This is a genomic window from Burkholderia sp. AU4i (assembly GCF_000466765.1).
In the GTDB taxonomy this organism is placed as follows: domain Bacteria; phylum Pseudomonadota; class Gammaproteobacteria; order Burkholderiales; family Burkholderiaceae; genus Burkholderia; species Burkholderia cepacia.
Genome location: NZ_ASSI01000063.1, coordinates 96249 through 114781, shown reverse-complemented (window position 1 = coordinate 114781; position 18533 = coordinate 96249). Strand labels below are relative to the sequence as shown.

At 68.8% G+C, this 18533-nt stretch carries 14 protein-coding genes; 5 read left to right on the top strand and 9 right to left on the bottom strand.

Features of this window, described 5'->3' with window-relative positions:
* Positions 1–13 precede the first annotated feature (13 nt).
* The 3 genes from L810_RS15550 (at position 14) to L810_RS15540 (ending at position 2905) form a co-directional block, all read left to right on the top strand.
* Positions 14–1123 carry an NADH:flavin oxidoreductase/NADH oxidase gene (locus L810_RS15550; RefSeq protein ID WP_021159246.1) on the top strand — a complete coding sequence of 370 codons (1110 nt, stop codon included), beginning with the start codon at positions 14–16 and terminating at the stop codon, positions 1121–1123.
* 124 nt (positions 1124–1247) lie between these two features.
* On the top strand, positions 1248–2318 hold the full coding sequence (locus L810_RS15545; protein WP_042974872.1) for an AI-2E family transporter: 1071 nt from the start codon (positions 1248–1250) through the stop codon (positions 2316–2318).
* A 212-nt stretch (positions 2319–2530) separates the two neighbouring features.
* Positions 2531–2905, top strand: coding sequence for a hypothetical protein (locus L810_RS15540; RefSeq protein WP_042974870.1), 375 nt, complete (start codon positions 2531–2533; stop codon positions 2903–2905).
* A gap of 27 nt (positions 2906–2932) precedes the next feature.
* Here L810_RS15540 and L810_RS15535 read toward each other — a convergent pair whose 3' ends face one another.
* Entirely contained in the window at positions 2933–3727 is a 795-nt protein-coding gene (locus tag L810_RS15535) for an SDR family NAD(P)-dependent oxidoreductase (protein WP_021159244.1), read from the bottom strand.
* A gap of 170 nt (positions 3728–3897) precedes the next feature.
* Here L810_RS15535 and L810_RS15530 point away from each other — a divergent pair, with 170 nt between their 5' ends.
* A complete protein-coding gene (locus L810_RS15530) occupies positions 3898–4743 on the top strand; it encodes a helix-turn-helix transcriptional regulator (RefSeq protein WP_021159243.1) in 846 nt (281 codons plus the stop codon).
* Between the two features lie 36 nt (positions 4744–4779).
* On the opposite strand, the gene L810_RS15525 is transcribed toward L810_RS15530, so the two are convergent.
* The 7 genes from L810_RS15525 to L810_RS15495 all read right to left on the bottom strand — a co-directional run bounded on the left by L810_RS15525 (position 4780) and on the right by L810_RS15495 (position 14599).
* Positions 4780–5367 carry a LysE family translocator gene (locus L810_RS15525; RefSeq protein WP_021159242.1) on the bottom strand — a complete coding sequence of 196 codons (588 nt, stop codon included), beginning with the start codon at positions 5365–5367 and terminating at the stop codon, positions 4780–4782.
* A gap of 97 nt (positions 5368–5464) precedes the next feature.
* Complete coding sequence (locus L810_RS15520) at positions 5465–6931, bottom strand: heavy metal sensor histidine kinase (RefSeq protein ID WP_021159241.1); 1467 nt, start codon at positions 6929–6931, stop codon at positions 5465–5467.
* Positions 6928–7623, bottom strand: coding sequence for a heavy metal response regulator transcription factor (locus L810_RS15515; RefSeq protein ID WP_021159240.1), 696 nt, complete (start codon positions 7621–7623; stop codon positions 6928–6930). Before L810_RS15515 ends, L810_RS15520 begins: the two co-directional genes overlap by 4 nt.
* A 28-nt stretch (positions 7624–7651) precedes the next feature.
* Positions 7652–9163, bottom strand: a complete 1512-nt coding sequence (locus L810_RS15510; protein ID WP_081712861.1) for an efflux transporter outer membrane subunit — start codon at positions 9161–9163, stop codon at positions 7652–7654.
* Positions 9164–9168: 5 nt separating this feature from the next.
* Positions 9169–10398, bottom strand: coding sequence for an efflux RND transporter periplasmic adaptor subunit (locus tag L810_RS15505; RefSeq protein WP_021159238.1), 1230 nt, complete (start codon positions 10396–10398; stop codon positions 9169–9171).
* Between the two features lie 39 nt (positions 10399–10437).
* A complete protein-coding gene (locus L810_RS15500) occupies positions 10438–13605 on the bottom strand; it encodes an efflux RND transporter permease subunit (RefSeq protein WP_021159237.1) in 3168 nt (1055 codons plus the stop codon).
* 238 nt (positions 13606–13843) lie between these two features.
* Complete coding sequence (locus L810_RS15495) at positions 13844–14599, bottom strand: Crp/Fnr family transcriptional regulator (RefSeq protein WP_021159235.1); 756 nt, start codon at positions 14597–14599, stop codon at positions 13844–13846.
* Positions 14600–14766: 167 nt separating this feature from the next.
* Here L810_RS15495 and L810_RS15490 point away from each other — a divergent pair, with 167 nt between their 5' ends.
* Positions 14767–16419, top strand: coding sequence for an acyl-CoA synthetase (locus tag L810_RS15490; protein ID WP_042974869.1), 1653 nt, complete (start codon positions 14767–14769; stop codon positions 16417–16419).
* A 50-nt stretch (positions 16420–16469) separates the two neighbouring features.
* On the opposite strand, the gene L810_RS15485 is transcribed toward L810_RS15490, so the two are convergent.
* On the bottom strand, positions 16470–18461 hold the full coding sequence (locus L810_RS15485) for a methyl-accepting chemotaxis protein (RefSeq protein ID WP_021159233.1): 1992 nt from the start codon (positions 18459–18461) through the stop codon (positions 16470–16472).
* Positions 18462–18533: the final 72 nt, after the last annotated feature.

The following is an 18533-nucleotide window of genomic DNA, read 5'->3' as shown; positions in this document are numbered from 1 at the left end:
AAAGGAGCCGTGGATGTCTGCCCTGTTCGAACCGTTCAAACTCAAGGATGTCACGCTGCGCAACCGTATCGCGGTGCCGCCGATGTGTCAGTACGTCGCCGAGGACGGCGTCGTCAACGACTGGCATCACGTGCATCTGGCCGGCATCGCGCGCGGCGGCGCGGGCCTCGTGATCGCCGAGGCGACGGCCGTGTCGCCGGAAGGGCGCATCACGCCGGGTTGCGCGGGGCTGTGGACCGATGCGCAGGCCGAAGCATTCGCGCCGTCGGTCGCGGCGATCAAGGCGGCCGGTGCAGTGCCCGGCATCCAGATCGCGCATGCGGGCCGCAAGGCGAGCGCGAACCGCCCGTGGGAAGGCGACGACCATATTGCCGAAGGCGACCCGCGCGGCTGGCAGACCATCGCCCCGTCGGCCGTGCCGTTCGGCGCGCACCTCCCGAAAGTGCCGCGTGAAATGACGCACGACGACATCGCCCGCGTGCAGGCCGATTTCGTCGCATCGGCGAAGCGTGCGCGCGATCTCGGCTTCGAATGGCTCGAGTTGCACTTTGCGCACGGTTATCTCGGCCAGAGCTTCTTCTCGGTGCATTCGAACCACCGCACCGACGAATATGGCGGCTCGGCCGAGAATCGCGGCCGCTTCCTCGTCGACACGCTCGCGGCCGTGCGCAAGGTCTGGCCCGAGCACCTGCCGCTGACCGCGCGCCTGGGCGTGATCGAATACGACGGCCGCGACGAAGAGACGCTCGCCGAGTCGATCGCGCTCACGCAGCGGATGAAGCGGGAAGGGCTCGACATGCTGAGCGTGTCGGTCGGTTTCTCGACGCCCGCCGCGCAGATTCCGTGGGGCCCGGCGTTCCTCGCGCCGATCGCCGAGCGCGTGCGCCGCGAGGCCGGGCTGCCGGTGTCGTCCGCATGGGGGATCGACACGCCGCAACTGGCGAACCGCGTGGTGGCGGAAGCGCAGCTCGATCTCGTGATGGTCGGGCGCGCGCATCTGGCCGATCCGCACTGGCCGTACTACGCGGCCAGGCAGCTCGGCGTCGAGCGTCCGTCGTGGACGCTGCCCGCGCCGTACGCGCACTGGCTCGAGCGCTACCGGATCGCCGACAAGGCGGCCTGAGCCGCGTTGACGACACGGCGCGCGCATCTTGCGCGTCGCCGATCCGGCGCCGATGGATAGAATGGCGGTTCATGCAGGCCGGTTGCCTGCGCGAACCGCCATTTTTCCTTTCGACAGAGGTGCCATGGGCGCACATGTCCCGTCGTCTCACGACTCCGCCGCACGGCCGCGCGCGCAGCAGATTGCCCGCGCCGTGCTGTATGCGGCGCTGCTGGTGCTCGCGCTGTGGATCATCCGCGACTTCATTCCCGCCATCGCATGGGCCTGCGTGATCGCCATCGCGATGTGGCCGCTGCTCAAATGCTTCGAATCGCACCGGCTGTTCCGTGACCGGCCGACGCTGATCGCGACCGTCATCACGGCCGCGATCTCATTGCTCGTCGTGCTGCCGGTCGCGGTTGCGACCATCCAGGCGATCGGGCAGGCGCACGACCTGCGCGAGTGGCTGAAGTCGGTCCAGGACAGCGGCATTCCGTTGCCGGACGTCGTCAGCCGGCTGCCTTACGGCTCGGCGCAGATCACCGAATGGTGGCAGGCCAATCTCGGCCATCCGCTGCATGCGGCCAGCGCGATGCACAGCGTCAACAGCGAGAAATTCCTCGCGTTCGGGCGGCAGTTCGGCACGAAGGTCGCGCATGTGCTGCTCGAATTCGGCTTCATGCTCGTCACGCTGTTCGTGATCCTGCGCGCGGGCCACAAGCTGTCGGGCGCATTGCTGCAGGGCGCGCGGCGCGCGTTCGGGCACAACGGCGCGGAACTGATCGACCGGATGGTCAAGGCCGTGTACGGCACGGTGACGGGGCTCGTCGTCGTCGGGCTCGGCGAGGGTGCGCTGCTCGGCATCGCGTATGCGCTGGCCGGCGTCCCGCATGCGGCGCTGCTCGGCCTCGTCACGGCGATCGCCGCGATGCTGCCGTTCTGCGCGCCGATCGTGTTCTGCGGCGCGGCGCTCTGGCTGTTCGTGCAGGGTGCGACGGTGTGGGCCGTCGTGGTGGCCGTGCTCGGTTTCGTCGTCGTGTTCGTCGCCGAGCATTTCGTGCGGCCGGTGCTGATCGGCGGCTCCACGCGACTGCCGTTCCTGCTCGTGCTGTTCGGCATCCTCGGCGGTGCCGAGACGTTCGGCCTGATCGGGCTGTTCGTCGGCCCCGCGCTGATGACGGTGCTGACGATGCTGTGGGCCGAGTGGATCGCGTGACGATGCGCGACGTTGTGCCGATTTGACGCGTCGGCGCGGCGGGTTCGATGCGTGTACAAGCATGCGCGGGCCGCAACGACCGGCTGGCGCGCGGGCATGACCATGCAGGGATTCGTATAAAGATCTCTACATTTCTTTTCGATCCGGACCCAAAGGTCGAGTAGCATGGGGCTTTCGATCGCGCCGGCGCGGCGCAGCAGATTTCCTCAAGCATGCGATTGATTTCGATGGCCCGTCCCGCAGCGACGCTGTCCCTGGCCGCCAGCTGCCTGATGTTGCACGGCTGCGCGTGGTTCGACTCGTGGCTGCCATTTTCGTATTCACGCACGCCGCTCGCGCGGGCCGCGTCGCGGCACGGCGCGACGCGCGCCGACGTCGTCCGCGCGGCCGGCAACCCGCGCAGCGTGTGGATGGTCCGCAACGGCAGCGGCGTCTGCTACAACTACTTCATCGAGCACGGCAACGATCACCGCGAATATTTTGTCGTGTTCGACAGGGCCGGCATCGTCACGCAACACGGCTTCGATTCGTGCATGAACGCCGACCGCAAGGGCACGCTCCAGTCGGGCAAGGCCGCTTCGCGCTAGTGCGCGGCGGCCCGCGGGCGCCGGCCGTTACGCGATCGTATCGACCACCCCGCCATCGACACGCAGCGCGGCGCCGGTTGTCGCCGAAGCCTGCGGCGAGCACACGTAGACCACCAGGTTCGCGACTTCCTCGGGCGTCGCCGGCCGCTGGATGATCGAGCTCGAACGATGGCTGCGCACGAACTCCACGGCCACGTCGTCGACGCTGCGGCCGGATGCGTCGGCCGTTTCCTTCAGCATCGCGCGCACGCCGTCCGACATCGTCGGCCCCGGCAGCACCGAGTTGACGGTCACGCTGGTGCCGGTCGCGAGCTTCGCGAGGCCGCGTGCGATCGACAGCTGCGCGGTTTTCGTGAATCCGTAATGAATCATGTCGACCGGGATGTTCAAGCCCGATTCCGACGAAATGAACACGACGCGCCCGGCATTGCGTTCGATCATCCCCTTCAGGTAATGCCGTGCGAGCCGCACGCCGGACATCACGTTCATCTGGAAGTAATGTTCCCACTCGGCGTCGTCGATCTCGAAGAACGCCTTCAGGCCGTAGATGCCCGCATTGTTGACGAGGATGTCGGCCTCCGGTGTGTGCTGCGTGATGCGCGCGACGCCGGCCGCGTCGGACAGGTCGGCGGCGACGCCCTCGAGGCTTGCGCCGGGCACTGCCGCGCGCAGGTGCGCGAGCGCGGACTGCACCGACGCGTCGCTGCGGCCGTTGACGACGACGCGCGCACCGGCGCGTGCGAGCCCTTCGGCGATTGCGAGCCCGATGCCGGCGGTGGAAGCGGTGACGAGCGCGGTCTTGCCTTTCAGATCGATGTGCATGAGCGTGACGGGAGAGGAGTGAACGAAAACCGCCGCGTGCGCCGCGGCGGCAGGAACACAAAGCTTAGGCGAAACGGCGAGATCCCGCGTCGAAGTGGATGGATCCGGTTGCGCGGCGCCGCACAGTCTTGTACGGTGAGCGTTCGCCGTCCGAACCGGGAGCCCGCCGCGTGAGCCGTACCGCCAACCGATCCATCGATCCGTCGCCGTTCTGGCGTGATGCCGCGTTGCCGTTCATCGAAGCGCGCACCGTCGACGACGGCCGCGCGATCTGCTATGCGAAGCACACGCACGACACGTTTTCGGTGGGCGCGATCGTCGGCGGCACGAGCACCTACGTGAACGGCGCGACGCACGAGCATGTCGGGCGCGGCGCGCTGGTGATCATCGATCCGGAACAGGTGCATGCGTGCAACCCGTACGGCCCCGACGCGTGGGCGTACCGGATGGTCTATGTCGACGTGCCGTGGCTCGCGCGGCTGCAGCATTCGCTGGGCCGCGATCCGAACCGCGATTTTCACGGCTTTTCGCCGAAGTTGACCGAACGGCACGACCTGTTCGCGCAATTTGGCGGTTTCTATCGCACGCTCGTGTCGCCATCGGTCGATCCGCTCGGCAAGGAGAGCGCTGCGGTCGAATTCTTCACGGCGCTGCACGGCGCGCTCGACCGCGAACTGCCCGGCCCGCGCGCCGGGGACGACAACGCCAAGCTCGCGCGCGCGGCCGATTACATCGCCGCGCATTGCCGCGAGGGCGTCACGCTCGATGCGATATGCGCGGCCGCCGATTTGTCGCCGTCGTACCTGATCCGCGCGTTCAACGCGCGCTACGGCATGACGCCGCATGCGTTCCTGATCGACCGCCGCGTGCAGTACGGCCGCACGGAGCTGCGCCGCGGCCGGCCGATCGCCGACGTTGCACTCGACGCGGGCTTTGCCGACCAGGCCCATTTCCAGCGCGCGTTCCGGCGGATCGCGGCCGCGACGCCCGGCCAGTACCGCAGCGCGACGAGTTGAGCGACGAGCTGAGCGGCGAGCCGGGCGGGGCGCGCCCTACGTGTCGAGCAGAAAGAGTGCGCTGCCCGCGAGCAGCAGCGCCATCAGCCGGTTGAACACGCGCATCCTCCGCGCGTTCGCGAGCCGGTGCCGCAGCGATGCGCCGGCATACCCCCAGCACGCGATCGACGCGAAACAGATCACGAGATACAGCGCGGCGAACTGCCAGACCTGCGCGCGGTCGCCGTCGGCCGCATACGCGCCCATCGCGGCCACGCACGCGAGCCATGCCTTCGGATTGAGCCACTGCATCGCGGCGCCGGACGCCGCCGACGGGCCGGCCACGTCCGGGTCGGCCGACAGCCGGCCGTCGTCGAGCGCGAGCCGCAGCGCCAGATAGAGCAGGAACGCGATCCCCGACCATTGCGTGGCCGTCGTCAGCATCGGCCAGCGCGCGAGCGCCGCGTGCAGCCCGAGGCCGATCAGCAGGAACAGCGCGACGAAGCCGAGCGTCGCGCCGGCCGCATACCGCAGGCTTGCGCCGAGACCGTGGCGCGCACCCGCGCTGAGCGCGACGATGTTGACGGGACCGGGTGTGATCGACGACGCCAGCGCGAACGCGGCCATCGAAACCAGCATGCTCATTGATTGCCTCCATGCGAATGTCAAAGTCGCATCGAGACTAAAGAAGCCGCGCGTGCCGGTATTGAAGAAAACTGCCCTCCGCCGGGCGCAGCCGCCTTCAGTGCAGCGCCCGCGGCGCGTGCGCCGGCCGCGAACCGGTGGAGTCGACCACGCCGGTTGCATCGGTTGCATCTCCCGCGCGCAGCGGTCCGCCCGCGCAGGGTTCCGTCGACACCGAGAAGCCGAACGTATTGACGCCACCAGAACACGCGACGAATACGCTGCCGCCGTGCATCTCGGCGACGGCCTTGACGATCGACAGCCCGAGCCCGTGGTTCTCCTTGCTGTTCGCGCGGGCTTCCTCGAGCCGGTAGAAGCGCTCGAACACGTGCGAGCGCTGCACCGGATCGATCGGCTCGCCGGGGTTCGACACGGCCATCTCGACGAGCGTGTCGCGGCGCGTGATCGTCACGTGCAACGTCGCGCCGGGCGCGGAATGCTGGATCGCGTTGATCAGCAGGTTCGTCATCGCTCGGCGAAACAGCGACGGATCGACGGCCGCGCGCGCATCGCCGTGCAGCTCGGCGCGCAGCTGCGCCTCGTCGAGCGGGATTTCGAGGAAATCGAGCATGCGCCGCACCTCGTCGGCGAGCGACACGTCCTTCAGGTCGGTTGCCCGTTCGCCGCGGTCGCTGCGCGACAGGAACAGCATGTCGTTGATGATCACGCGCAGCCGCTCGAATTCCTCGAGGTTCGACTGTAGCGTCTGCCGCATCCGCTCGACGGTGCGGTCGCGGCTGGTCAGCGCGACCTGGGTCTGGCCGATCAGGATGCTGATCGGCGTGCGCAGTTCGTGCGCGACGTCCGCGTTGAACGCCTCGAGCCGCGCGTAGGTCTGCTGGATGCGATCGAGCGCGCCGTTGAACGACGTGGCGAGGTCGCGCAGCTCGGCCGGCAGCGCGTCGGTGTGCAGCCGCTGGCGGCGGTTCGCGAGGCTGATGGCCGATGCATCCTGCGACAGCCGGTCGAGCGGCGCGAGCCCGAAGCGGGCCACCGCGCGGCTCAGCAGCAGCGTGATGATCGTCGCGATCGCGATCAGCCCGGCGAGCGTCCAGCCGAAGCGGCGCAGCATCCGCTGCGTGCGCTCGCACGAGCTGGCGACGATCAGCCTCAGTGTCGGCCGCTCGCCGTTGCCGGCCACCGTGACGGTCTTGGTCATCACGTCGTAGCTGCTGTCGTTCAGCGCGTAGCGCTGGAATGCGCCGAACGGCGCGCCGACTGGCACGCCGTCGACGGGCTTGCCGAACCGGAAATCCGGATTCGTGCTGTCGACCTGGTAGCGCGTCGAGCCGTCGGGCGGTTCGAGATCGGCGAGCTTTTCCTGCATGAGGCGCCCGCGTTCGGACGTGAGCGCGTGCGACACGATCATCTCGGCGACCTTGGTGCGCGTATCGAGCGTCGCGCGCAGCTCGGCGAACAGCTGGCGCTCCATCATCACGAACAGCCCGCAGCCCACCAGCGTGAACACGAGCAGCGACACGATGCCGAACATCGCCGACAGCCGCAGGACGATCGAGCGTTTCATGCCGGCCTCTCGGTATCGCCGTCCTCGCGCGCCTCGAGCACGTAGCCCATGCCGCGGATCGTATGCAGCAGCTTGTCCGCGAACGGCCCGTCGAGTTTCGCGCGCAGGCGCTTGATCGCCGTCTCGACGACGTTCGCGTTGCTGTCGAAGTTCACGTCCCACACGAGTTCGGCGATGGTCGTCTTCGACAGCACCTCGCCGCTGCGCCGCGCGAGCACGCCGAGCAGCTGGAATTCCTGCGCGGTCAGGTCGAGCCGCGTGCCGTCGCGGGTCGCGCGGCGGCCGATCAGGTCGACCCGCAGGTCGCCGATCGAGATCAGTGTCGATTCCTGCACGCGCGCGCGGCGCGTCAGCGCGCGCAGCCGTTCGATCAGCTCGAGGAACGAGAACGGCTTGGTCAGGTAGTCGTCGGCGCCGCCGCGCAAGCCCCGCACGCGGTCGTCGACGCGGTCGCGCGCGGTCAGCATGATGACGGGCGTCTGCTTCTGCGCGCGCAACGCACGCAGCACGCCGAAGCCGTCGAGCTTCGGCAGCATCACGTCGAGCACGACCACGTCGTAGTCGAATTCGACGGCTTTCCACGCGCCGTCCTCGCCGTCGAGCGCGGTATCGACGACCCAGCCTTCCTCGGTCAGGCCGCTCTTCAGGTATTCGACGACTTTCGGTTCGTCTTCGACGATCAGGACTTTCATGTTCGAATCCGTTGTCCGCGTAATCCGGTTAAGGGCCCGGGGGCGCTGGCGCCGGTGCCGGGGCTGCGGCGACCTCGGCCGGCGCCGGGCCGCTTGCCGCCTGGCCGTCCCAGCCGCCGCCGAGCGCCTTCGCGAGAAACACGACGAGCGCCGCGCGCTGGCCCTGGATCTGCACGGCCTGCCGCTCGCTCGTCAGCAACTGCTGCTCGGCCGTCAGCACGTCGATGAACGGCGTCAGGCCGCCCGCGTAACGATCCTGCGCGAGCGACACGAGCTTGCGCGCGTCGTCGACGGCCGCGGAGGCCTGCTGCGCGGCCTCGGCGAGCACCGACAATCCGGTGACCGCATTCTGCACCTCCTGGAACGCGGTGAGCACGGTCTGCCGGTAACTGGCCTGCGCGGCGACATAACCGGCCTGCGCGAAATCGACGCCGGCCTTCAGCTTGCCGCCTTCGAACAGCGGCTGGCTGAGCGACCCGCCGACCGACCACAGCAACGCCGGCACGGTGAACAGGCCGGCAAAGCGCGTCGCGTCCCAGCCGATGTCGGGCGACAGCATGATGCGCGGGAAATACGCGGCGCGCGCGACGCCGATCTGCGCGTTCGCGGCGGCCATCGCGCGCTCGGCCGACGCGACGTCGGGGCGCCGCTGCAGCACGTCGCTCGGCAGGCCGGTCGGCAGCGCGGGCGCGTTGATCGGCACGACGCGCGGCGCGATCGAGAAGGTGGGGGCCGGCGTGCCGACCAGTGTCGCGATCGCGGTTTCGACCTGCACGCGCTGCTGGAGCAGCAGCTGCGCCTGGGTGCGCGTCGCGTCGAGCTGCGCGCGCTGCTGCAGCAGGTCGAGGCCCGACACCGCGCCGAGGTCGTGCCGCGCGCTCACGTAGTCGAGCGCCTTCTGCTGCAGGTCGATCGAGCGGTTGACGACGTCGATCTCGGTGTCGAATTCGCGCAGCGCGAAATAGCTCGACGCGAGATCGGCGGTCAGCACCAGGCGTGCGTTCGCGAAATCGTCGCGCGCCTGTTCGGTGGTGGCCTGCGCCGATTCGACGCTGCGCCGCACGCGGCCGAACAGGTCGAGCTCGTAGCTGACGCTCGCGCCGACCTGGACGTCGTTCTGCACGGTCGACATGCTCTGCGTCGCGTAGTTGGTCTGCGGCCGGTCGGCCGAGATCTTGAAGCGCTGGCCGCTCGCGTTCAGGCCGACGGCCGGATACTGCGCCGAGGCGACCGACGCGAGCGTCGCCTTCGCCTGGTCGTAGCGCGCGGCGACGGCCTTCAGGTTCTGGTTGTTGCGCAGCGCTTCGGCTTCCAGCGCGTCGAGCTGCGGATCGCCGAACGCGGTCCACCATGCCGGGTCGAGCGGCGCGCGGGCCGGCGCGGCCGGGTGCCAGTACCCATCGGCCGGATCGAGCCGCCACGCGGCCGGCGTGACGACGTCGGGCCGCTGGTAGTCGGGGCCGACCGTGCAGCCGGCGAGGGCGGCGACGAGCGCAACGGCGGTGGCGGAGACGGCGGCGTGCCGCCGGCGGATGCGCATCGCGATCACGACTTCGCCTCCGCGGCGCTCGATGCTGGCTTCGCGGCCGGCGCCGAGACGATCACCTGATCGCCGTTGGCGAGCGCGTCGCTCGGGTTCGTGACGAGACGGTCGTTCGGCGTGAGCGGGCCGTCGACCTCGAGCGTCTGCCCGATCGTGCGCACGACCGTCACCTGTTTCAGGCGCACCTGGCCGTTCGCATCGACCGTCGCGACCGTCGGGCCTTCGGCGCGGAACAGCAACGTATTGGCCGGCACCTGCAGGCGGCCGACCGGCGTCATCGGCAACGTGGCCTGCACGTAGGCGCCGGGCAGCAGCCGCCCGTCCGGGTTCGGCAGCGTGATCTCGATCTGCAGCGAGCGCGTCGCGACGTCGATCGCCTCGGACGTGCGCGTGATCGTCCCGTCGAACGTCCGGCCCGGCAGCTCGGCCTGCGCGACGCTCACGTGCTGGCCGACCTTCACCTGCTGCGCGTACGCCTGCGGCACCTGCACGTAGAGGCGCAGCCGGTCGGCCTGCACGACCGTGAACAGCGAACGCCCCGCGTTGCCGGAGCTGACGAGATCGCCGACGTCGACGTTGCGCTGCGTGACGATCCCGTCGATCGGCGCGACGATCCGCTGGAAGCCTTTCAGCTCGGTGAGGCGGCGCATGTTCGCGTCGGCCGCGGCGAGGTTCGCGGTGCCCTGGTTGAACGCGCCTTGCCGGTCGTCGAGTTCCTGCTGCGAGACGGCATCGCGCTGGCGCAACTGCTGTGCGCGGTCGAACGACGTCTTCGCGAGCGCGAGCGCGGCTTGCGCCTGCTGGCGCTGCGCGGTGGCCTGCGCGAGTTCCTGGTTCAGCTCGGGCGTGTCGAGTTCGGCGAGCACCTGGCCCTGCTTCACGTGCGCGCCGATGTCGGCCTGCCAGCGCAGCACGTAGCCGCTCGCGCGTGCATAGATCGGCGCCTCGACGAAGCCGCGCAGCGTGCCGGGCAACGACAGCTTGCCGCCGGTGGCCGCATCGACCGGATGCGCAACGGTCACGTACTGGCGCGTGTTCTGCTCGGCGACCGTGTCGAGCCGGTTGCGGTTCAGCACGTTGACGACGATCGTGCGCGCGGCGCCGGCGGCCAGCAGCACGCCGATCACGATCAGGACGATGCGTCCGCGTCGCGACACCGACGTGCGTGTCGGCAGGTGCATGCCGTGTTCGTCCACCTGGATGCCGACGGCGCTGTGATGTTTCTCTTCCATGAATTCAACCAATTCAACCGGGTAGTGGGCGAAAGAAAGTCAGTGTCCGGCCTGGCGCGCGCGCCGGCGGGCCAGCCGCGCATGCACGCCGCCGAACACGAGCGGCACGAACAGCAGCGTCGAAACGGTCGCGAACAGCAGCCCGCCGATCACCGCGCGGCCCAGCGGCGCGTTCTGCTCGGCGCCTTCGCCGAGACCGAGCGCCATCGGCACCATCCCGATGATCATCGCGAGCGCCGTCATCAGCACCGGCCGGATCCGCGTCGCGCCGGCCTCCAGCGCGGCCGTGAGCGGCGGCGCGCCGGCTTCGAGACGCTGACGCGCGAACGACACGACCAGGATGCTGTTCGCGGTCGCGACGCCCACCGTCATGATCGCGCCCGTCAGCGCGGGCACGCTCAGGTGCGTGCCGGTGATGAACAGCATCCATACGATGCCGGCGAGCGCGGCCGGCATCGCGCTGATGATGATCAGCGGGTCGAGCCACGACTGGAAATTGACGACGATCAGCAGGTAGACGAGCACGATCGCCATCGCGACGCCCGCGCCGAGGCCGAGGTACGACGTGCGCATCGTCTCGATCTGGCCGCGCATCGTCAGCTCGGTGCCGCGCGGCAGCGTCGCGCGCGCGTCCGACACGATGCGGTCGATCTCGCCCGCGACCGCGCCGAGGTCGCGGCCCTCGACGCTCACGTACACGTCGATCGCCGGGCGGATGTTGTAGTGCGTGATCACGGCCGGGTTCGCGGTGCTGCGCACCTGCACGAGGTTGCCGAGCAGTTGCAGCGGCATGCCGGTGCGGCCGCTCGCCGAGATCGGCGTGCCGAGCAGGTCGTCGACCGACGAGATGTTGTATTGCGGGGTCTGGATCTGCAGCGGGTACTGGACGCCGGTGCGCGGGTTGATCCAGAACGACGGCGTCGTCTGCGAGCTGCCGGACAGGGAGATCAGCATGTTCTGCGCGACGTTCTGCGCGGAGAGATTGAGCTGCTGCATGCGCGTACGGTCCATGTCGGCCAGCAGGGTCGGCTCGTCGTTGCGTTGCAGCACGTGCACGTCGACGGCGCCGGGGATTTGCCTGAACTTTTTCATCAGGCTGCTCGCGATAGTCATGTTACTCGCGAGATCGTTGCCGAGCACCTGCAGGTCGATCGCGGCCGGTTGGCCGAAGTTGAGGATCTGCGTGATGATGTCCGACGGCTGGAAGAAGAACTCGACGCCCGGGAAGCGCTCGGGCAGCACCTTGCGCAGTGCCTGCACGTAATGCTGGGTCGCGCGGTGGCCCGGTTTCAGCGCGATCAGCAGTTCGCCGTCGAGCGTGCCGATCGTGCCGGCGTTGCTGTACGACAGGTTGATGCCGCTCACCGGCAGGCCGAGGTTGTCGACGATCGCGCCGAGCTCGTCGGGCGGCACGGTTTCGCGGATCACGCGCTCGACCTGGTCGGCGAGGCGCGCGGTTTCCTCGATCCGGTAGCCGGTCGGCGCGCGCATGTGCAGGCGGATGTTGCCCGAATCGGCGTTCGGGAAGAAGTCGCGGCCGAGCACGAACACGAGGCCGGTCGACAGCACGCAGAAGCCGAGGAAGCACGTCGCGTAGAAGCGGCGGCGCACCAGCAGGATGCTGAGCAGCACGATGTACCACGCGCGCAGCCGCTCGAACGCTTCGTTGAACGCGTGATGGAGGCGTGCGAAGCGCGACGTCGAACGATCCGGGCCGGCGCTCGCCTGCTGCGGGCGGAACAGCAGCATCGCGAGCGTCGGCACCAGCGTGCGCGACAGCACGTACGACGCGAGCATCGCGAACACGACGGCTTCCGCGAGCGGCACGAACAGGAAACGCGCGACGCCCGTGAGGAAGAACATCGGCACGAACACGATGCAGATGCACAGCGTCGACACAAACGCGGGCACCGCGATTTCGCCCGCGCCTTCGAGGATCGCGTCGTGCAGGTTCGTGCCGAGATGCAGGTGCCGCTCGATGTTCTCGATCGTGACGGTCGCATCGTCGACGAGAATGCCGACCGCGAGCGCGAGCCCGCCGAGCGTCATGATGTTGATGGTCTCGCCGAGCGCGGACAGCGCGATCAGCGACGTGAAGATCGACAGCGGAATCGAGATCGCGATGATCAGCGTGCTGCGCCAGTTGCCGAGGAACAGCAGGATCATCATCGCGGTCAGCACGGCGGCGATCAGCGCTTCGTGGATCACGCCCTGGACCGCCGCGTCGACGAACACCGACTGGTCGAACAGCGGCGTGATCGTGAGCCCTTCGGGCAGCGTCGGGATCACCTTCGGCAGCAGCGCCTTCAGGTCCGACACGACCTTGAGCGTCGACGCGTCGCCGCTTTTCAGGATCGAGATGAGCACGCCGCGCTGGCCGTTCTGGCGCACGACGTTGGTCTGCGGCGCGAAACCGTCGCGTACCGATGCGACCTCGCGCAGATAGGTCGTCGCGCCGTTGACGGTCTGGACCGGCAGGTTGTTGATGTCGGCGACCGTATCGGCCGACGCGTTGGTGTCGATCCGGTATTCGGTCTGGCCCATCTTCGCGGTGCCGGTCGGCAGCACGAGGTTCTGCGCGTTGACCGCGTTGACGATGTCGGCGGGCGTGAGCCCCTTCGCGAGCAGCGCCTGCGGATCGAGGTCGATCGCGACCACGCGCGTGCGGCCGCCGTACGGGAACGGGATCTGCACGCCCGGTACCGTGATCAGCTGCGGGCGCAGGAAGTTGAGCGCGATGTCGGCGAGCGACTGTTCACTGAGCGTCTTGCTCGACAGCCCGAGCTGGATCACCGGGATGCTCGAGGCCGAATAGGTGATCACGAGCGGCGGCGTCGCGCCCTGCGGCATCTGCCGCACGATCGCCTGCGCGGACGAGACCGTCTGCGCGATCGCCGTCTGCACGTTCGCGCCCGGCTGCAGGAACACCTTCACGACCGCGATGCCGGGCAGCGACGTCGATTCGACGTGCTGGATGTTGTTGACGGTCGTCGTCAGGATGCGCTCGTGCACGGACGTGATGCGGTTCGTCATCTCCGTCGCGGAGAAGCCGCTGTAATTCCAGATGACGCTGATCACGGGAATGTTGATCGCGGGCAGCACGTCGACCGGCGTGCGCATCAGCGCAAGCGGGGTGGCCAGCACGATCATGATGGCCATGACGATGAACGTGTAGGGGCGCCTGAGCGCAAGATTGACGATCCACATGGAGGCAGCGGGACAGGCGGTGATCAGGCGTCGGTAAAGGGAACCCGAATGATAGGCGTCGGCGTGGAACGGGTTACTGTCGCGAAACTGGCGGAATTGTCAGGTTGCGGTGGGCGGCCCGACGCCGATTCGGCAGAGGAAATGCCGCGCGGCGAGCTGGCCTGAAAACGGCCGCAAAACGGTCGCGATACCGGACGGGCCGGCTGCGCCTGCGGCGGTTCCGCTTATGGGCCCGTGTTCAGATCTGCTCCATCCCGACACGCGCGAGCGCACCGAGGTCGACGACGTCGATCTGGTTGTACGCGAGCCGCAGCACGCCGAGTTTCTCGAGCTGCTGCAGCGCCTGGTTGATCCGCTGCCGCGACACGCCGACGAGCATGCCCAGTTCCTCCTGCGAGATCGACAGCGACGGGCCGGTATCCGGGTACAGGTCGGGATTGAACAGCTGCGCGAGCGACTGCGCGACGCGTGCGTCGACGTCCAGCAGCCGGCTGTTCTGGATCGACGCGATGAATTCGCCCATCCGGTTGTTCAGCTGGTGAATCACGAAGCGCGTAAACGGCAGGCTCGTGTCGAGCAGCGCGTGGAACGTGTCGACCGGCACGAACAGCACGGTCGAGCGCTGGATCGCGACGACCTCGTACTTGCGCAGTTCGCGCTTGATCACGCTGCCTTCGCCGAACCAGCCGCCCGACGGCACGCCGGAGAACGTGCAGCCGCGCCCCGACGCGTTGAAGATCGCGAGCTTCAGCAGCCCGCGATGCACGCCGATCCAGTATTCGGACGGCGCGAGCCGATGGGCGATCACGTCGCCGGCCTCGCACTGCTCGACGCGCGATTGCGCGAGCACGAGCGCCTGGTGTTCGGGCGCGAGCGTGCGGAACCACGCGCACTGGCCGAACAGCGTGGACAGCGCCGGCAGCGGGCCCGGTGCGGAAAGGGCGTCGGCCGGGTGGACGGGCGCGTCGGGCGGTGCGGCGAGAGGGTCGTGCATGGGTCGGGTTTGCGAGGATAGGGATAACGCGCAGCGCGGGAAAGGCACTCTGTCGTTTCGATGACAGACGGCTCACAATAGCGCCCGTTAGGCTGTCGGCAATTGAACCACATCAAAACGATCCGGGGTGGATCCACCCCGGTCGACAGGACACGGGAGACAGGATCATGACGCAGATGTTCGAGGCCGGGCTCGGCCGCCGCGACGCCAATTACGTGCCGCTCACCCCGATCGACTTCCTGGTCAGGACGGCCGAAGTCTACGGCGAGCGCCTCGCGATCGTGCACGGCGACGTGCGGCGCACCTGGGGCGAGACCTACACGCGCGCGAAGCAGCTGGCGAGCGCGCTCGCGCGGCTCGGCGTCGGCCGCGGCGACACGGTCGCGGCGATGCTGCCGAACATCCCGGCGATGGTCGAGGCGCACTTCGGCGTGCCGATGGCCGGCGCCGTGCTGAACACGATCAACACGCGGCTCGACGTGTCGTCGGTGCTGTTCATGCTGCGCCATGGCGAGGCGAAGGTGCTGATCGTCGACACCGAATATGCGGAATTCGCGCATCGCGCGGCGCTCGAGGTGCCGGGCCTGAAGATCGTCAGCGTGGCCGATGCGATGCCGGCGGACCCCGCACGCTTCGCGGGCGCGACCGACTACGAAGCGCTCGTCGCAAGCGGCGACGCCGACTACGCGTGGACCCCGCCCGCCGACGAATGGGATGCGATCGCGCTGAACTACACGTCCGGCACGACCGGCGATCCGAAGGGCGTCGTCTACCACCATCGCGGCGCGTATCTCGCGGCGATCAGCAACATCCTCGAATGGGACATGCCGAAGCACGCCGTCTACCTGTGGACGCTGCCGATGTTCCACTGCAACGGCTGGTGCTTCCCGTGGGCCGTCGCGGCACGCGCGGGCGTGAACGTCTGCCTGCGCAAGTTCGACGCGAAGACGGTGTTCGACCTGATTCGCCGCGAACGCATCACACACTACTGCGGTGCGCCGATCGTGCAGAGCGCGATCGCGAACGCGCCGGCCGAATTCCGCGCAGGCATCGACCACACGGTGCACGCGATGGTGGCAGGCGCGGCGCCCGCGCCGGCCGTGATCGCGAAGATGAAGGAGATCGGCTTCGACCTGCTGCACGTGTACGGGCTGACCGAGGTCTATGGCCCGGCGACCGTGTGCGCGAAGCAGGCGCATTGGGAGGAACTGCCCGATGAGGAGCGTGCGCGGCTCAATGCGCGCCAGGGCGTGCGCTACCACCTGGAAGCGGGCGCGACGGTGCTCGATCCCGACACGATGGCGCCGGTGCCGGCCGACGGCGAGACGCTCGGCGAGATCATGTTCCGCGGCAACATCTGCATGAAGGGCTACCTGAAGAACCCGAAGGCGACCGACGACGCGTTCCACGGCGGCTGGTTCCATACCGGCGATCTCGCGGTGCTGACGCCGGACGGCTATATCCGGATCAAGGATCGCAAGAAGGACATCATCATCTCGGGCGGCGAGAACATCTCGAGCATCGAGGTCGAGGATGCGCTGTACCGGCATCCGGCCGTCGCGGTCGCCGCCGTCGTCGCGATGCCCGACCCGAAATGGGGCGAGGTGCCGTGCGCGTTCGTCGAGCTGCGCGAAGGCGCGAGCGCGACCGAAGAGGAGATCGTCGCGCATTGCCGGCAGTTGCTCGCAGGCTTCAAGGTGCCGAAGGTCGTGCGGTTCGGCGAGCTGCCGAAGACGTCGACCGGCAAGATCCAGAAATTCCAGCTGCGCAACGCGGTCGGCTCGGACAAGGCGATCGACCTGGCGGGCGACAAGAAGTAGGCGGGTTGCCCGGCCGCGGTCGATCGTCCGTCGTCTCTCGTCCGCTCCGGTCACGCGTGCCGCTCGAGCCGGAACACGCTGACCGCGTCCGCCAGCTGCGCGGCCTGGTCGCGCAGCGCGACGGCCGCGCGTTCGGCGTCCGAGATCAGCGAGGCATTCCGCTGCGTCGCGTCGCCGATCTGCGTGACGGCCAGGTTCACCTGTTCGATGCCGGTCGATTGCTCGCGCGATGCGGCGCTGATCTCGCCGATCAGCGTGCTGACCTGGTCGACGCGCGCAACGATGTCGCGCATCGTGCCGCGCGCGGCGTCCGCGATCCGGTAACCCTGTTCGACGGTCGTCGACGATTCGGCGCTCAGCGCGTCGATCTCCTTCACGGCAGCCGCGCTGCGCTGCGCGAGCGTGCGCACCTCGGCCGCGACCACCGCGAAGCCCTTGCCGTGTTCGCCCGCGCGCGCGGCCTCGACGGCCGCGTTCAGCGCCAGGATGTTGGTCTGGAACGCGATGCCCTCGATCGTGCCCGTGATCTCGGCGATCCGGCGTGTTGCGCGGCCGATGTCGTCCATCGTCGCGACCACGCGCTGCACCGCGGCGTCGCCGTTCGTCGCGGCGGCCGACGCGTGGGCGACCAGCGCGTTGGCCTGCGCCGCGTGCTCGGCGCTCTGCTGCACGGCGGCGGTGATCTGCTCCATGCTGGCCGCGGTCTGTTCGACGCTGCTCGCCTGCGTCGCGATCCGCGCGGCCATGTCGCCGCTGCCGGCCGCGATGTCGACCGTGCCGCGCGCGATGTCGGCCGAGCTGTTGCGCACCTGCTCGACGATCCGGGCGAGGCCGTCGCCGATCCCGTCGACGGCCTGCACGAGCCGGCCGATCTCGTCGTTGCCGGCGTGGCCCGCGTTGCCGCGCATGGCTGCGTCATCGCGGATGCGCACGCTGAGATCGCCCGCCGCATAACGCTCGGAGGCGCGTGCCGCCGCATCGAGCGGCCGGCTCACGACACGGCGGACCACGATGACGAACAGCGTCGCGAACGCGGCGACGAGCAACGCGCCGATCATCAGGAAGCGGTTGCGGGTGGCGCGCATGCCGGCGAGCAGTTCGTCGTCGAGCGCGATGCCGCCGACGAGCCATTGCCACTGCGGAATCGTCGTGAACGACACGAATTTCGCGGTGGGCCCGCTGTCGTGCGCGGCCGGGTCGGTCGACGTGTAGGCAAGCCGTCCCGTGCCGGCCGCGAGCATCTGCGCGTAGGGCGCGCGCGTGTCGTCGGCGGGCGCGCCGGCCGCATCGGGATGCACGACGAAGGTGCCGCGCGACGGGCCCTGCGATGCGTCGAGCACGAAGTAGTAGCCGTTGCTGCCGATCTTCAGCGCGCGGATGCCGTCTTCGACCAGCTTGAGCTCGGCGCCGATGTCCAGGCCGACGAACAGCGCGCCGATCACGCGGCCGGTCGCATCGGTCACCGGCTTGTATTGCGTGATGTACGGCCGCCCGAACAGCTTCGCGAGGCCCGTGTACACGCGTCCGGCGACGAGCGGGGCGTACGCGGGGCCCGCACGGTCGAGCTTCGTGCCGACGGCGCGCGCGCCGTCCTGCTTCTTCAGCGACGTCGTGATGCGCACGAAATCGTCGCCGTCGCGCGCGAAGATCGTCGCGATCGCACCGCTTTTCTTCAGGAACTGGTCGGGAATCGAATAGTCGAGGTCGAGCGGCTGGCCGCCCGCGACGAGCGTCGGCGCGGCGACGCCGCCGATGTCGACGGTGCGCGCCGGGTCGAGCGAAAACTCGGCCGGCAGGAAGCTCGCGAACAGCGACATCGAGCGATCGGCTTCGGCGGTCAGCGCCTTGTCGAACAGGTCGACCATCGCGCGGATCGACTGCTCGTTGTCGGCGATCCGCAGGTGTGCCTCTTCGGCGAGTTGCCGGCCGGCGAAATGGGCGAGCGTCCATGCGAACACGGTAAACAGCAGGGCGACGAGCGCGCACGCCAGCGCGGCAAGACGCGCGCCGACGCTCACCCGGCCCAATTGGGTCAATCTCATGAAACTTCCTGAGTGGGGAGGGAGAGGGGCGGAACGCACGCGTCACCGCTGATCGACCGTTTAATACGGCAG

What these genes read in the sequence shown, in the direction of transcription:
- L810_RS15550 (WP_021159246.1), top strand. Translation starts at nt 14, where the DNA reads ATGTCTGCCCTGTTCGAACCGTTCAAACTCAAGGATGTCACGCTGCGC.
- L810_RS15545 (WP_042974872.1), top strand. Translation starts at nt 1,248, where the DNA reads ATGGGCGCACATGTCCCGTCGTCTCACGACTCCGCCGCACGGCCGCGC.
- L810_RS15540 (WP_042974870.1), top strand. Translation starts at nt 2,531, where the DNA reads ATGCGATTGATTTCGATGGCCCGTCCCGCAGCGACGCTGTCCCTGGCC.
- L810_RS15535 (WP_021159244.1), bottom strand. Translation starts at nt 3,727, where the DNA reads ATGCACATCGATCTGAAAGGCAAGACCGCGCTCGTCACCGCTTCCACC.
- L810_RS15525 (WP_021159242.1), bottom strand. Translation starts at nt 5,367, where the DNA reads ATGAGCATGCTGGTTTCGATGGCCGCGTTCGCGCTGGCGTCGTCGATC.
- L810_RS15520 (WP_021159241.1), bottom strand. Translation starts at nt 6,931, where the DNA reads ATGAAACGCTCGATCGTCCTGCGGCTGTCGGCGATGTTCGGCATCGTG.
- L810_RS15515 (WP_021159240.1), bottom strand. Translation starts at nt 7,623, where the DNA reads ATGAAAGTCCTGATCGTCGAAGACGAACCGAAAGTCGTCGAATACCTG.
- L810_RS15510 (WP_081712861.1), bottom strand. Translation starts at nt 9,163, where the DNA reads ATGCGCATCCGCCGGCGGCACGCCGCCGTCTCCGCCACCGCCGTTGCG.
- L810_RS15505 (WP_021159238.1), bottom strand. Translation starts at nt 10,398, where the DNA reads ATGGAAGAGAAACATCACAGCGCCGTCGGCATCCAGGTGGACGAACAC.
- L810_RS15500 (WP_021159237.1), bottom strand. Translation starts at nt 13,605, where the DNA reads ATGTGGATCGTCAATCTTGCGCTCAGGCGCCCCTACACGTTCATCGTC.
- L810_RS15495 (WP_021159235.1), bottom strand. Translation starts at nt 14,599, where the DNA reads ATGCACGACCCTCTCGCCGCACCGCCCGACGCGCCCGTCCACCCGGCC.
- L810_RS15490 (WP_042974869.1), top strand. Translation starts at nt 14,767, where the DNA reads ATGACGCAGATGTTCGAGGCCGGGCTCGGCCGCCGCGACGCCAATTAC.
- L810_RS15485 (WP_021159233.1), bottom strand. Translation starts at nt 18,461, where the DNA reads ATGAGATTGACCCAATTGGGCCGGGTGAGCGTCGGCGCGCGTCTTGCC.